Source organism: Clostridium beijerinckii (assembly GCF_018223745.1).
Lineage (GTDB): Bacteria > Bacillota > Clostridia > Clostridiales > Clostridiaceae > Clostridium > Clostridium beijerinckii.
Genome location: NZ_CP073653.1, coordinates 3,815,789 through 3,830,379, shown reverse-complemented (window position 1 = coordinate 3,830,379; position 14,591 = coordinate 3,815,789). Strand labels below are relative to the sequence as shown.

Below are 14,591 nucleotides of genomic sequence, written 5' to 3'. Positions count from 1 at the left end.
TTTGTTTCCAGGGTGGGAAACTCTTATTTGAGTTTCCCACTTTTTTTATTACTATATCTAGCTAAAGTGCTAAATTAAAAATGCCAAGAGATTAACTTTAAATCATTTGTAATTTTGTTAATTATGGTGAAAATCTAATAGGAATTAAGCAGTAATCAAATTCATTTTATGAAGAAAGGGCAGTGTTGAAATTGTTTTATGTATTAATATTATTATTGGTAGTGACATTTGTATTACCAATAGTATCAAAGAAAGTTGAAAATAATCTTGAAATATTTTTATTTATAGTAGGAGTATTAGCATGTGTCACATCAGGAGCTATAAATAAAGAATTATTTTTAGGAATTATTCAAAATAAATTTATGTATACAATAGCTGTTGCAGTACTAATTGGTGGATTTATATTTAAAGCTCTATCAACTCATATAGAAGGAGCACTTACATATATTCTTAAATATGTACCATTAAAATTTTTTGTATTTTTGTTAATAGTTATTATTGGGTTTTTATCAAGCATAATAACTGCCATTATTGCAGCTCTGCTTTTAGTAGAAATAGTTAGCATATTGCCGATAAGTAGAAAAAATAAAATCAATATTGATGTGGTTGCATGTTTTTCAATTGGAATCGGAGCTGTATTAACACCTATAGGAGAGCCATTGTCTACAATGATTGTTTCAAAACTTAATGTGAGCTTTTGGTATCTATTAGATAAGTATGGAGTTTATATAATACCCGCTATATTTATTCTTGGAATTATTGGTACATTTTACGGTATTCAAGAAAAAATAGAATCAAATAATACAGAAGAAATTATTATAGAAGAAACTAACAAGGAAATATTCATAAGAGCACTTAAAATTATTTTATTTATTATAGCTTTGGAATTACTTGGAGAAGGTTTTAAAACATTAATTGATACTTATGTAATAAATCTTCATACTGGCTATTTATACTGGTTTAATATGTCATCAGCCGTCCTTGATAATGCAACACTAGCAGCTGCTGAAATAAGTGTGAAAATGTCTGAGGTACAGGTTAAAGCAGTGTTAATGGGATTACTTATTAGTGGAGGAATGATGATTCCCGGGAATATTCCTAATATAATTTCGGCCGGTAAATTAAAAATTAACAGTAAGGAATGGATGAAGCTTGGGATTCCACTTGGAATGACTATCATGATAGTTTATTATATTATTCTATTTAAAATATAGAATTTTTTGAAAAATGTAAAAATATTTGAAATCTATCAATAACGCTGATAATAAGAATCTAAAGCTAAAAAATGGTATTAATTTGCCATAATTTGAAAAAATGAGACTGTAAATAATTTCCGAAATATATTATAGTAGAATTATAATATATTAAGGGGGGAACGTTGATAATGAGAGCAACAGGAATGGTAAGAAAAGTCGATGAACTCGGAAGAGTCGTAATTCCAAAGGAAACAAGGAAATTACTTTCAATTAATGAAAAGGACTCTTTAGAAATTTTTGAAGAAGAAAAGAAAATAATATTAAAAAAATATGCTCCTGGATGTATTTTTTGCGGCAATATAAAAAGTGTTACTAAATTTAAAGAAGTTGCTATCTGCGAAGAATGTATAAAAGAATTAAAGAAATTAAATACATAAGAAAATTCAATTTTCTTTTATGAAGTTTTAAGAAAATTACGAATGATGTAATTCTATTTAATCAAGGCTTAGATTTTTAGTATCAAACAAAAATCTAAGCCTTGATTTTAATACCATCTATTGATTATAAATTATTCTTAAAAGGAAAAAGTTATATTAACGAAACTCATAAATCCTCAAGATTTTATTATAGAAGTAAGTTTATTAGTAATTTTATTTATTAACAGGCTCATATTTAAATGATAAAAGTGATAAAATTAGAGTATAGTAACCATATTTCTTAATGAGTAATAATATCAATTATGGGTATTATATAATTGTGGTATTTTAGTAAATCTAAGTTAAAATATTTATATAAAAGGAAAGGAAGTGAGTATTTAGGCTAAGGAACTTATAGATTCGTATAGTGATATGCCTAAAGAAGTGAGATGAGTTTATTTTTTAATAAAAAATCAATAGTAATAATTGTTATGACCTTGTTTATAACTATAATGGCAGGATGCTCGAATTCAAGTAAGCCTTCAGGTGATGCAGCAAATGATGGCAAAAACAGCAGTGAAACTAGTGAAAGCAGTGAAGACAAAAATTCAAAGTCAGATGCTCCTTCAGAAAATAGTAATGTTGAGACGTCAAATACTGAAAACAATGAACATAAAGCTGTTCTTGATAATATTAAGAAATTATCTGAAGAGGGAAAGATTATTAACTGCGATTTCCCAGTAAAAACTTCAACTCTACAGGATATAGAAAAAAAGTGGGGAAAAGCAGATAAATCAGATTGGGTAGGAGAAGCAAAAGGAAATTATGCTACTTATTCAAGTAAGAATGTTGTCTTTGGTACTAATAAAGGTGATCAAGTTTTTGAAGTTAGATCATTTGACAGTCAGCTAAAACAAATTTCACTTTCAGATGTTAAAGACTTTTTTGGTCAGCCAGATCATGATGTTACATCAAATGGGGAAAGAATTATAGGCTATAAATCTGGAAGCGAGTTTAAGATTTTATTTGTTTTTAAGGACTCTGGAAATGATCCTAAATTGGACCATTACTCAGTATTATATCCTAGTGGAACTAAAAATAATATGTCTGGTGATAAGGGCAGAGAATGGTAGATTAGTAATAAGGATATGCTTTGGAATATTTATTTTGAGGCATATCCTTATTATGTAATAAAAAATATAAATTAGTAGACATCGCTCCTAAAAACTCTAAGACAAATATCATAATATTTTTGCCTGCCACTAAAGCCATTTAATCCACCATTAACAGCTCTTGTTATAGTTTCAACAGAAGATCTGCTATCGCAAAGAGAATTCATATTATTAGTATACCACCAGAAACCAGCACTCATCCAAGGATAGTTAGCTGCTACGTAGTTAACTCCGTCCATAATGTTTTTATCACGCATATAATTTGAAAAGCTTTGGTAGTTACTTCGCCCAGTTATTTGTATATAACCAGCACCCTTAAATTTTGGACCATCTCCAGGATATATGTTTCCTAAATCCTCACGACCTTCGTATTTATAACCAGGATCAACTTCTTTAGTGTAAAGTCCACATTCAGATTCATAACTGCATTGGCTTATAAAATGCCTTAACCTTGGAAAGGTTATTATAGCAAATGTTTTTAAACAGCTATTTAGCTCATTAATTTGATTAATGGATACATTTTTCCAACCCACTTCATTAAGCTGATTTATTGAAACAATTTGTTCAGATGTTGAAGACGGCGTTGTACTTGGTGTTTGACTAACCAAAGTTGCTAATGTACTAGATCCAACCATTCCATCCGCCACAAGACCGTTTTCTCTTTGGAATTTTACTACTGTATTATAGGTATTAATGCCAGCAATACCATCAACAGTTAAGACATAGCCTTTGCTATTAAGTTGCTGCTGAATTAATTGAATATCTGTTTTTAAAATAGTCCAAGTAGTATCATCAACCACACCATTAGCAGTTAATCTCTTTGAATTTTGGTATTTTATCACTGAATTATATGTTGTAGTTGAAAATTCCCCATTAACTATATCAAAATAGCAACATTTGATTTTTAAGGCATATTGCAGATAAGTAACGTAAGAACCGGTAGAGCCTTTTTCCAGTAACATAATCATATCTCCTTTAAAATTGTTAAACTAATCAAAATTTAAAAATGCATAACTTTATTTTCATATTATGCTTTATATAAACTCAAAAACTAAGTTTCCGCTAAAGATTTCACTTTAGTTAATTAGATAATGTTACTAATAAATATATTATGGATTTAAGGTAGTTATACAAAAATTTTAAGCGTTAACTTATGCTAAAGGTTGAATATTTTTTAGGGGAAATTCCAACTGCATTTTTAAAGGTTTTTAGAAAATTAGTATAATCATTAAAACCACATTTTTCACAAACCTCATTAACATTTGTGCCATTAGCTAACAATGACTTAGCTATGGTTATTCTTCGTGCTGAAATATATTTATTTATAGTAGTTCCAGTAGCTGATTTAAATATTCTACATATATAAGATGGACTTAAATAAAAGTGATTTGCTAAATAGTCAATGGTAATAGGTTCAGTAATATTTTCATTTATATATGTTATAATTTCCTGGACTTGTTGATTGTACTTGTAAGAGTGATCGTCAACATGTAAGTTATTATTTGCAATATAAATTCCATTTAATAAAGTAATTAGTTCTAAAAAAGATGCATATTCAATTATGTCAGAGCCATATCCATTAGTAGCTATTATCTTATTGATAAAATAAAGAAAATGTTGTTGCTGTTCTTTATTTAAAGAGATCTTATGATTGAAATTCTCACTACGATTTGTGAAACAATAACTTAAATCTGTTTTATCACTTGATATAGATTTAAGAAATTCTGGATGAATCGATATAACAATTCGTTCATGAGCCCTATCAACCTTGGAAACGTGATGGCTTTCATATTGATTAATTACAAATAAGTCCCCAGGGCTAATATCATATAGCTTATTATGAATAAGTATTTGCTTTCCACCGGATATAGAGTAATATATTTCATAACAATCATGTATATGTATGTCCATCGTTTTTTCTTCTTTATATAGGCGTGCAATAGAGAAATAGCGTTGTTCTAAGCAGTTCTTTATGGAAGCCTTACAAGAAATTTCTTCTTTCATAAATAAAACTTCTCCTTTCATTTTTAGTGTAAGTTTACTTTAAAAACATCAGTACCTAATATATAATGCATTCATTATAAATCTATGGTTCAAGATTTGCAATATTTTCGAAAGGATATAACAAGAAATTGATTATATGTAGTGATATACTGTAAATATAAAATGTAACACATAGAGGAGGATTTTAACTATGGGAATTATGGATGGATTTTCATTAAAGGGAAAAATTGCATTAGTAACAGGTGCTTCTTATGGTATAGGGTTTAGTATCGCAAAATCTTATGCTGAAGCAGGAGCTACTATTGTATTTAACGATATTAATCAAGAATTAGTAGATAAAGGACTAGCAGCTTACACAGAATCAGGAATAAAAGCTCATGGCTATGTTTGTGATGTAACAGATGAAGCTAAAGTAAATGAATTAGTTGAAAAAATTGAAAAAGAAGTTGGAGTAATTGATATTCTTGTAAATAATGCAGGTATAATCAGACGTATTCCAATGCTTGAAATGAAAGCAGAAGACTTCCGTAAGGTTATTGATGTAGATTTAAATGCACCATTTATTGTGTCTAAAGCAGTAATACCAGGAATGATAAAAAAAGGTCACGGAAAGATAATAAACATTTGTTCAATGATGAGTGAGTTAGGTAGAGAGACAGTTTCAGCATATGCAGCAGCAAAAGGTGGATTAAAGATGTTAACAAAGAACATTGCTTCTGAATATGGAGAATATAATATCCAATGTAATGGTATAGGGCCTGGATATATAGCTACACCACAAACAGCACCACTTAGAGAAGTTCAACCAGATGGTTCGAAACACCCATTTGATCAATTTATAATTGCAAAGACACCAGCAGCGCGTTGGGGAACAGCAGAAGATTTAGCAGGACCAGCTGTATTCTTAGCATCTGATGCATCAGACTTTGTTAATGGTCATATTTTATATGTAGATGGTGGTATCTTAGCTTATATAGGAAAACAACCTCAATAGGAAAGGAACGATAGTATGAAAATAGCATTAATAAATGAGAACAGTCAAGCAGCAAAAAATTCAATTATATATGAGTCGCTAAAAAAAGTTGTAGAGCCAAAAGGTCATGAAGTATTTAACTATGGAATGTATGGAGTAGAAGGGGAAGCACAATTAACATATGTTCAAAATGGTATTTTAGCTGCAATATTATTAAACTCAGGAGCAGCAGATTATATAATTACAGGATGTGGAACAGGGGAAGGTGCAATGCTTGCATGTAATGCATTCCCAGGTGTTTTATGCGGTCATATAGTAGATCCATCTGATGCATACATGTTTGCACAAATAAATGATGGAAATGCAATTTCTCTTCCATTTGCCAAAGGATTTGGATGGGGAGCTGAATTAAATTTAGAATACATATTTGAAAAATTATTTGAGGGTGAAAGTGGTCAAGGATATCCAAAGGATAGAGTAGTACCAGAACAAAGAAATAAAAAAATACTAGATGAAGTTAAAAAGGTAACACATACAGATATGTTAACAATCTTAAAGAATATAGATCAAGATTTATTAAAAGGTGCTGTAAGTGGAACTAATTTTAAAGAATATTTCTTTGATAACTGTAAATGCGATGAGATCAAAGAATATATAAAAAATGTATTAGCTTAGTAGATTATAAATATATTTTTGTAACTTATATGTGAGTAATATATTAAAGAATAATGAGTATGTTTTGCTAAATGTTCAACTATTTTAAGAATGTAAACAAACATACTCATTGCGTTGCTAATTGAAATAATATGACTGCATAATAATTAAATGAGATTTATCTATAACGTAAGGGAGGATATGTAAAATGTTTTGTTTTAATAAAGATGTTGAATTTGAGATTCTAGATGAAAACACTAAAAGAAAGGTATTAGTACATGATGAAAAGATGATGGCTGTAGAAGTACATTTTAAAAAAGTAACTAATAACGTAGAGACTCATTCTCATGTACATGATCAGTTATCATATGTGTTAAAAGGTTCTTTTAAATTTATAGTTGGTGATAAAAGCGAGATTGTTAGAGAAGGTGATACAATCTTCATGCCATCAAATATTCCCCATGGATGCATTGTGCTAGAAGATAATTCTATTGTTTATGATGTATTTACGCCAGAAAGAAAAGATTTTTTAAAAAATAACTAAAAGAAACATTTAAAATTTCTACTATAGTAATACTTATAGTAGGAATTTTTTATTCTTTAGGAAATTATAATGCAATTAAATCTGTGGATAACTTTATAGTAGTATATTTTACTAGGGTTAATTATTATAAAAGAATAAAAAAATAAATCATATTCGCCTGCAAAAATGTTCTTGAATGCAGCAGAGCTGCTATTTCTAATGTGCAGATTTTTCTCACATGCGTTCGAAAAGGCAGATGCGTGAAAAAAATCTCCGGTTCCACAGTCGCCTGCGATTTTTTTATTTAAATCAAAAACTCTAGCAGTACTACTAGAGTTTTTTGAAATAAAAGGGAGTATAAATAAAAGTATAATAGGAATAGCTATGTCTTATTTATTATAATGATCTAATAGTCATTTTGTTCCATAATTTTGAAATTATTAGATGTAAAATTTAATAGGAAATAATGAAAGTAGGTGTGTTACAAAAAATTTAGGTGTATATTTATTAGTGTTAGTATACTTATAAAATTAGAGTATCTATGAGTTTAGCAATATATAATAATTGGAAATTTAAATGTGAGAATTTAGGTTAAAAATTTGATTATATATTGAAATATCAAGTATTAAATTAAAATTAAGATTTGGCACAAATGGTTGAATATTACTATTTATTAATACATAATTATCATATAAACTAATTGTTTCGACTTTTCAGGAGGAAATTTTACATGAATAAATATTTGATTAATAGCAAGCTTTTAAAACAATTAGATATTACTATGTTTGTGACAGCTATTTTTATTACAATCTTTGGAATCATAAACATTTATAGTGTAACTCATATAAAGTTTGGATTCTATTATGCTGAACTGCAAATGTTGTGGCTAATTGTTGGACTAGCAATTGTATATTTTATTTTAGTATTTGATTATAATACTATAGGTGGTTATGCAAAACTAATTTATTGGGCAGGAGTAGGACTTTTATTATTTAATGATATAACAAGCAAAGCAGTAAAAGGTGCATCATCATGGATAAGGATTGGAAATAGAGCTATAGAACCTGGTGAATTTGTAAAGTTTGGATTAATACTAATCCTTGCAAAAAAGTTAGATGATCTAGATGGCGATATTAACAATCCAAAAAACTTTCTTATCTTATCTTTTTATGCCTTAATTCCAATGTTTCTAATTGTAATTCAACCTAATTTAGGAATGACTCTTATTTGTTTCTTTATTACGTTAGGAATATACTTCATTTCTGGATTAAACTTAAAGGTTCTTGTAGCAGGCTTTTTCTCAGTTGTCCCATTAAGTCTTATTATATGGTTTAGTGATATATTAAAACCATATCAAAGACAGAGAATATTGGTATTCTTGGATCCAGAATCATATCAGCAGAATGCTGGTTTTCAATTAATGCAGTCTATAACAGGTATTGGAGCTGGTGGGTTAATTGGCTCTGGATTTTTAAAAGGAGTTCGTGCATCCGGTGGCTTCATTCCTGAGGTCCATACTGATTTTATATTTTCTGCAGTTGGAGAGGAATGGGGATTTTTTGGGGCTCTTTTTCTCATAGCTTTATATAGTATTTTAATATATAAAATGATTAAGCATGCAAAAGAATCAAAAGATATTATTGGACGTCTCATTTGTGTTGGAACTGCATCTGGTTTCTTATTTTCAATTTTTCAGAACATTGGTATGACTATTGGAATTATGCCAATTGCAGGAATTACTCTTCCATTTATGAGCTATGGAGGAAGCTCTATACTTGTAAATTTTATGTCATTAGGAATTGTATTAAATGTAGGAATGAGAAAAAGTAGACTTAACTTTTATAGTTAAAACATATAGATTATATATTTTATTTAATAAGTAATTCTATATAAATCTGTATGAGTTATTCGTTATAAGAGTATATAACTTGCAGTCTACGATAGTTTAGACTGGGCTCAATGGATCAAAATTACAGAATATATACTATTATTTCGAATAAATAAAGTTAATTAGACAAAGGAAGATGAGTAATACTTATAGTGATAAATAAAATGGAACAAGGTATATTATTTAAAGCATACCTTGTTCCATTTTATTTATAAATATATATAAATAATAAAGATTATAACATATATTTTATTTCATAAGAATTTCTAGAGCCTCATATAATTATGAAATAAGAGGCGATACAAATAAAATTATTGATAGAATTATAATAAATATAACTGTAGCCCAAGAAACAATATTTTGAGTCTTATTATTAACGTATTCACCCATTATACGCTTATCATTGATTAAAATTATCATAAATGTTAATATTATAGGAGATAGCAAACCAGCAATTTGCTGTGATACAAGTATAATTTGAATAAGCGATATTCCAGGAAGAAGTATAAATAATGCTCCAAGAACAATTATACCAGTATATATTCCAAAGAAAGCTGGAGCGTCCTTGTAATCATTATCCACACCACTTTCCCAGCCAAAAGCTTCACATATCGCATAGGACGTAGAAAGTGGGATGACAGCAGTAGCAAGAACTGAAGCACCAAAAAGTCCAGCACCAAAAAGTATAAATGCAGCTTCACCAGCAAGTGGTTTTAAAGAAATTGCAGCCTCTTCTGCACTAGTTATTGTTATTCCAGCTTTATAAAGTGTTACGGCTGTACATACAATTATGAAAAATGCTACTGCATTCCCCCAGAAAGCGCCTAAATAAACATCAAGTTTTTCGTATTTATACTCAGATATACTGATTTTTTTATCTACTATTGATGATTGGAGGTAAAACTGCATATAAGGTGTAATTGTTGTACCAATCATTCCTATAAAGGTAAGAAGAAAACCTGTATTTAATTCAATGGTAGGCGTCATCATTGATTTCATTACGTGTCCCCAATCAGGTTTAGTTAAAAAAGCTGATATAATATAAGTAAAAAATACAAGAGTAAACAATAGGAAGATATTTTCTACTTTTTTATATGAACCTTTGGTAACAAGTAACCAGATTACTACAGAAACAATAGGGATAGATATATATTTGCTTACATCAAATAATTCTAAGCTTGCTGCAATTCCTGCAAAATCACCAAAAACAACACCCATATTGGCAACTAGTAAAATGGTCATTGCAAAGAAAGTAAGCTTAACTCCGAATTTTTCTCTAATTAAATCAGACAAACCTTTACCAGTTACCACCGCCATTCTTGCATTCATCTCCTGTATAACTGCAAGACTGAAAGTGATTAAAAGTAATCCCCATAGCATTTTATATCCATAAGACGCACCAACGGATGCATAAGTTGTAATCCCACCAGCATCATTTCCTGCGTTAACAGTAATTAATCCTGGGCCAATAATAGTCATAATGAAAAGTAGCTTTTTAAATCTACCAGATAATACTTTCTTCATAGTGCAACCCTCCTTAAGCGTGAATGTTCATGGATACTGTCATTTAATGATACTACACCAACTAAATTATTATCTTCGTCAATAACAGGAATTGAAACAAGATTATACTTATGCATTAAGCCTATAGCATCTTCTATTTCATCCGTATCCCTTAAACTTTCAGGTCTAGTTGTCATTATATTATAAAGTTTTGTATCTGGTTTTGAAGTAATAAGTGAGAATAAAGAAGTAACCCCAATAAGATTATCTTTATCATTTGTTATATATATATAATAACTTTCATCTTCATCAGGCGCATTTCCTTGAATCCACTTAAATACATCACTTACAGTTACATCAGGTAAGAAGGTTAGAAAATCTTTTGACATAATACTTCCTACAGTTTCTTTTTCGTATTCCATAAGCTCTCTAATTTCATCCTGACTTTCTTCGTCCATGTGTGTTAATAGTTTTTCAACTCTATCTTCATCCATCTCTTCTAAAATATCAGCTATTTCATCAGAAGGCATAATCTCAAGTATATCAGAAGCTTTTTCATCAGACATAGATTTTAATAAATTTACTTGAACATCAGTTTCGATTTCCTCGAGAACTTCAGCAGCTTTTTGATTGTTTAAGCTGTGAAACAATATATCTCTGCTTTTGGTATCAAGATCTTCGATTATATCTGCTAAATCTGCTGCGTGTAGAGTTTCAATTTTGCTTGCTGGCATTTGAAGTTGTAGATTGTTAACCCCAGTAGACAAAGTTTGCACATCATCCCATATAATTAACTTGTTTCTTAATCTATACTTTAAAGCTTCTGTAAATATTATAAAAGGATATTCTACACCAAGACGCCTGAGTAATCCTCTAGTTCCTATATCAACGGCAACAAGCTGCCATTTGGAATTTATATTTCCAAGTCGTACATCATTTACACGTTCTACTTTTTTGCCGTTTATGTCTACTATTTGTTTATCTAAGAAATCTCTTACTAAAAAAATATCATCTTCACCAGGAAACTTTATTGTAAGGCTCTCGCTATTAATTTTAATATGATACTTTTCTTTTTCATCTTTGAATATATCTAGCGCATCAGCAGATAGATAAAAAGATTTTTTCCAATTTGTAATTTGTATATATACTACAGTTGGTTTTTCTTGACTAAAATCAAGAATAAGGTCATTTAGTTTACCAATTATTTGGCCAGAAATATTATGAATTTCTTTATGAATAATTTTACTTACAAAGAAATTTGTTATTTTTTCCATGTTTTTCACCCTTTCAATTCAGGGCATAAAGAGTGTATCCAATTAATGCCCTAAAAATATTATTGCTTGAATTTAAATAAAAATGTATATTACAACTTTCCGTATCATGGTCATCCACTGGATACACCTCCTTTAAAAAATAATAAAAGCCCTTCACCATAAGTGAAGGGCACAATAATCAAACACAACATTATACAAATATACGGAATGCAGTAGCACAAAGTACATTTGTTGTATTAACACCTTCACTCGTTGAGTTTTAGCACTATAGAGCATAGAAAACCATATGGTTTTCGGCTACATTAAGTAGAACCTTAATCCGGTAATACCTGTTGACCCATTGGCGTCTTTCGACGTTTCCGGGCAGCAGCATGTATCTATATAGGAGCCTCACCTAACAAAGTTTTTATTTAGCTTTTGTTTTCCGCCTTAATTTTACTACGACATGGTATAAGCCGTCAATAGTAGAAAAAAATTTTTTATATACATAGTAAGTGGATTTTTATGCAGTTATATTTTTAATATGGAAGTTATAAAACACTAAATTAAGAATTGATTATAATTGCAAAAAATTAGAATAAAATGTAATATTAATATGATATAATAATATTATTAATTGAATGGATAGGGGACGATAAAATGGTAAAAAGGTTAATAATATCATCATTACTGGCCATATCAGTGATAGGGATTATTCCAGTATCAGCTTCTGCGACTTGGAAGCAAGATAAATATAAACATTCTTATTGGGTAGAGAATGGTGTAAAAGCTAAAGGATGGAAACAAATCAATGGAGACTGGTATTATTTTAAGGAAGATGGTTCAATAACAAACCAATGGATGGAGTATAATGGAAATTGGTATTATTTTTGGACAAATGGAGTTATGGCATCAAATTCCTGGTTGAAGAATAACGGAATGTGGTATTACTTTGATGGAAGTGGAAAATTAGTGCAAGATTCAATTATTATTGGAGATAAAAAATATGATTTTACTACTTTAACATTTATATTCTCAAAATACTTAACTACTGGTCAAAATATAAATATTGTTGGTGCAGACAATAAAAATATTTCAGATAGTCAAAACACAGCAAATAATCAAGTAAATCAATCATCTGAAAACAATGCAACAAGTAAGAATTAAGGAAAATAACAATATTTAATATAATATTTTAGATCTGGAAGACTAACAGATTGAAGTTGAATTATTCTGTTAGTCTTCTTTATTTTAAAGAAAATTACAGAATTTCGTATAATGAAAGTTTGGTGTCATTTTGCTTTAGATTTATTTATAAAGAATGAATTATAATATTTAGGATTAGGTCGTAGTGACCTAATCCTAAATATTACATGTGCATAAAGATTAAGCATGTCCTAAAAATATACTAGTAAATTCTAAGAATTAAGGAGTAAATGATTAAGCTCTTCAAAGGTAGAAATTTCATACTTAGGTGATATATTTGAATTATTCTCAAGTTTATTTGGATTGTACCAACAGGTATCTATACCGAAATTGATTCCACCCTGTATATCGGAAGTTAAACTATCTCCAACCATAAGTACTGTGTTTTTATTAGTGTGGCGTATGTTTTTTAAAGCATGTCCAAATATTTCTGGATTAGGTTTTGAGATGGAGATTTCCTCAGATATCACTACATCTTCAAAATATTTTGATATAGTTGATTTTCTAATTCTATTTTCTTGTACAGCTGTGAGACCATTAGTAATTATTGAGAGTTTATAGTTTTTAATCAAATGCTCTACAAGCTCTAGGCTGCCATCAAATAAAAAGGAGCAGTTAGACAAGTTTTTCATATATGATTTAGCAAATTCAATCTCATCAAAAGAAATTTTAAGTTTATCCGCAAGTCTTTTAAATCTTTCTACCTTGAGTTTTTCCTGAGTAATTAAGCCTTGTTCAAACTCTTTCCATATAGCAGTATTTATATCGTGATATATTTTTAAGTGGTAATTTTCATCGTAATTGATATTAAATTCGAGTATAGTGTTTTTGAAAGCCTCTCTTTCAGATTTTTTGAAATCAAATAAGGTATCGTCTGCATCAAATAGTATAACTTCATAGTTCATAATATGTCCTCCGTATAGTTGTATATAAATTTGTAAAAATCAAAATTTAATTTTATTTACAATGTCCTGTTAATAAAATAATATATTTATAGGAATTTGAAAATGACATAAGTCATGTTAGGAGAGTCTATGAAAAAAATTTTAGATAATAAACTTTTAAATTATTATATTAAAAAGCATAACATACAAAGCATATTTGATGACACGATACTAAAACATTTTCAGCTTCATTTCTATGAAAAAGAAGAATATATAATGAAGTCAGAAGAAAAACTTGAATATTATTATCTAATTGTAGATGGGAAAATTAAAGTGTTTTATCCTTTTGAAAATGGTAAATCAATGCTATTAAAATTTTATAGAGATTTTAATACTGTAGGAGATTTAGAACTTTTAAAAAACATTCCTATACTTTGCAATATTATTGCAGTAGAAGATACTTATTTAATAGGAATTCCATCAGATATATTAAGAGAAAACTATTTCGATAATACAAAGTTTTTACATCATTTAGTAGAGTCTTTAAGTGAAAAACTTTATGTAACTATTAATAATAGCTCATATAATTTTGTGTATCCACTTATTAATAGGTTATCTAGTTATTTGATGGAACATATAATAGATGAAAGTTACATAATTTTAAATTCATCTTATTTAGAGATTGCTGAATTTTTAGGAACGACTTACAGGCATTTAAATAGAACGTTTAAAGAATTGGAATCACAGGGAATCATAAAGTGTGAAAATAAGAAGATAAATATACTAGATATGAAAAAATTAAATGAGCTTTCAAAAAACATTTATGTGAAATCTCTTTAATATAAATAATGGATGACTTTTAAGACGTGTAAGGGTATAACTTAAGAAGATAAAGTATGAAGTTAGTTAGATTAATTAT

General features: G+C 28.8%; 14 protein-coding genes, 1 riboswitch and 1 other annotated feature (1 of these 16 cut by a window edge). Of the genes, 9 read left to right on the top strand and 5 right to left on the bottom strand.

Going from position 1 to position 14,591, the window contains the following annotated elements; all coding sequences use genetic code 11:
* Nucleotides 1-22 (top strand) — a sequence feature (sodium ion sensor (DUF1646 type); this cis-regulatory element may regulate processes involved in with the transportation of sodium ions); it begins 32 nt to the left of the window's first position.
* A gap of 160 nt (nucleotides 23-182) precedes the next feature.
* From KEC93_RS17210 to KEC93_RS17200, 3 genes are all read left to right on the top strand, one after another.
* Complete coding sequence (locus KEC93_RS17210) at nucleotides 183-1,214, top strand: DUF1646 family protein (RefSeq protein WP_077869140.1); 1,032 nt, start codon at nucleotides 183-185, stop codon at nucleotides 1,212-1,214.
* Nucleotides 1,215-1,384: 170 nt separating this feature from the next.
* A complete protein-coding gene (locus tag KEC93_RS17205) occupies nucleotides 1,385-1,633 on the top strand; it encodes an AbrB/MazE/SpoVT family DNA-binding domain-containing protein (RefSeq protein ID WP_012059552.1) in 249 nt (82 codons plus the stop codon).
* 428 nt (nucleotides 1,634-2,061) lie between these two features.
* Nucleotides 2,062-2,745 carry a YjgB family protein gene (locus tag KEC93_RS17200; RefSeq protein ID WP_077869796.1) on the top strand — a complete coding sequence of 228 codons (684 nt, stop codon included), beginning with the start codon at nucleotides 2,062-2,064 and terminating at the stop codon, nucleotides 2,743-2,745.
* Between the two features lie 71 nt (nucleotides 2,746-2,816).
* On the opposite strand, the gene KEC93_RS17195 is transcribed toward KEC93_RS17200, so the two are convergent.
* Nucleotides 2,817-3,746, bottom strand: a complete 930-nt coding sequence (locus KEC93_RS17195) for a peptidoglycan-binding protein (RefSeq protein WP_077869795.1) — start codon at nucleotides 3,744-3,746, stop codon at nucleotides 2,817-2,819.
* 184 nt (nucleotides 3,747-3,930) lie between these two features.
* On the bottom strand, nucleotides 3,931-4,788 hold the full coding sequence (locus KEC93_RS17190; RefSeq protein WP_077869794.1) for an AraC family transcriptional regulator: 858 nt from the start codon (nucleotides 4,786-4,788) through the stop codon (nucleotides 3,931-3,933).
* Nucleotides 4,789-4,978: 190 nt separating this feature from the next.
* On the opposite strand from KEC93_RS17190, the gene KEC93_RS17185 reads away from it, so the two are divergent.
* The 4 genes from KEC93_RS17185 (at nucleotide 4,979) to rodA (ending at nucleotide 8,787) form a co-directional block, all read left to right on the top strand.
* On the top strand, nucleotides 4,979-5,782 hold the full coding sequence (locus KEC93_RS17185; RefSeq protein ID WP_023974393.1) for a gluconate 5-dehydrogenase: 804 nt from the start codon (nucleotides 4,979-4,981) through the stop codon (nucleotides 5,780-5,782).
* A gap of 15 nt (nucleotides 5,783-5,797) precedes the next feature.
* Nucleotides 5,798-6,436: an RpiB/LacA/LacB family sugar-phosphate isomerase gene (locus KEC93_RS17180; RefSeq protein ID WP_077869793.1), complete on the top strand. Its 639-nt coding sequence runs from the start codon at nucleotides 5,798-5,800 to the stop codon at nucleotides 6,434-6,436.
* A 187-nt stretch (nucleotides 6,437-6,623) separates the two neighbouring features.
* Nucleotides 6,624-6,959, top strand: a complete 336-nt coding sequence (locus KEC93_RS17175) for a cupin domain-containing protein (RefSeq protein ID WP_017210985.1) — start codon at nucleotides 6,624-6,626, stop codon at nucleotides 6,957-6,959.
* A gap of 709 nt (nucleotides 6,960-7,668) precedes the next feature.
* Complete coding sequence (gene rodA / locus KEC93_RS17170; protein WP_077869792.1) at nucleotides 7,669-8,787, top strand: rod shape-determining protein RodA; 1,119 nt, start codon at nucleotides 7,669-7,671, stop codon at nucleotides 8,785-8,787.
* A 321-nt stretch (nucleotides 8,788-9,108) separates the two neighbouring features.
* Here rodA and KEC93_RS17165 read toward each other — a convergent pair whose 3' ends face one another.
* Nucleotides 9,109-10,350, bottom strand: coding sequence for an Nramp family divalent metal transporter (locus KEC93_RS17165; protein ID WP_012059541.1), 1,242 nt, complete (start codon nucleotides 10,348-10,350; stop codon nucleotides 9,109-9,111).
* On the bottom strand, nucleotides 10,347-11,603 hold the full coding sequence (locus KEC93_RS17160; protein WP_077869791.1) for a magnesium transporter: 1,257 nt from the start codon (nucleotides 11,601-11,603) through the stop codon (nucleotides 10,347-10,349). Before KEC93_RS17160 ends, KEC93_RS17165 begins: the two co-directional genes overlap by 4 nt.
* Nucleotides 11,604-11,840: 237 nt before the next feature.
* A riboswitch (M-box (ykoK) riboswitch) is annotated at nucleotides 11,841-12,012 on the bottom strand.
* A 230-nt stretch (nucleotides 12,013-12,242) separates the two neighbouring features.
* On the opposite strand from KEC93_RS17160, the gene KEC93_RS17155 reads away from it, so the two are divergent.
* Nucleotides 12,243-12,749, top strand: a complete 507-nt coding sequence (locus tag KEC93_RS17155) for a cell wall-binding protein (RefSeq protein WP_017210989.1) — start codon at nucleotides 12,243-12,245, stop codon at nucleotides 12,747-12,749.
* Between the two features lie 251 nt (nucleotides 12,750-13,000).
* Here the strand turns inward: KEC93_RS17155 and KEC93_RS17150 are convergent, their stop codons facing one another.
* Nucleotides 13,001-13,693, bottom strand: a complete 693-nt coding sequence (locus KEC93_RS17150) for a YjjG family noncanonical pyrimidine nucleotidase (protein WP_039769282.1) — start codon at nucleotides 13,691-13,693, stop codon at nucleotides 13,001-13,003.
* Between the two features lie 129 nt (nucleotides 13,694-13,822).
* Here KEC93_RS17150 and KEC93_RS17145 point away from each other — a divergent pair, with 129 nt between their 5' ends.
* Complete coding sequence (locus tag KEC93_RS17145; RefSeq protein WP_077869790.1) at nucleotides 13,823-14,512, top strand: Crp/Fnr family transcriptional regulator; 690 nt, start codon at nucleotides 13,823-13,825, stop codon at nucleotides 14,510-14,512.
* Nucleotides 14,513-14,591: the final 79 nt, after the last annotated feature.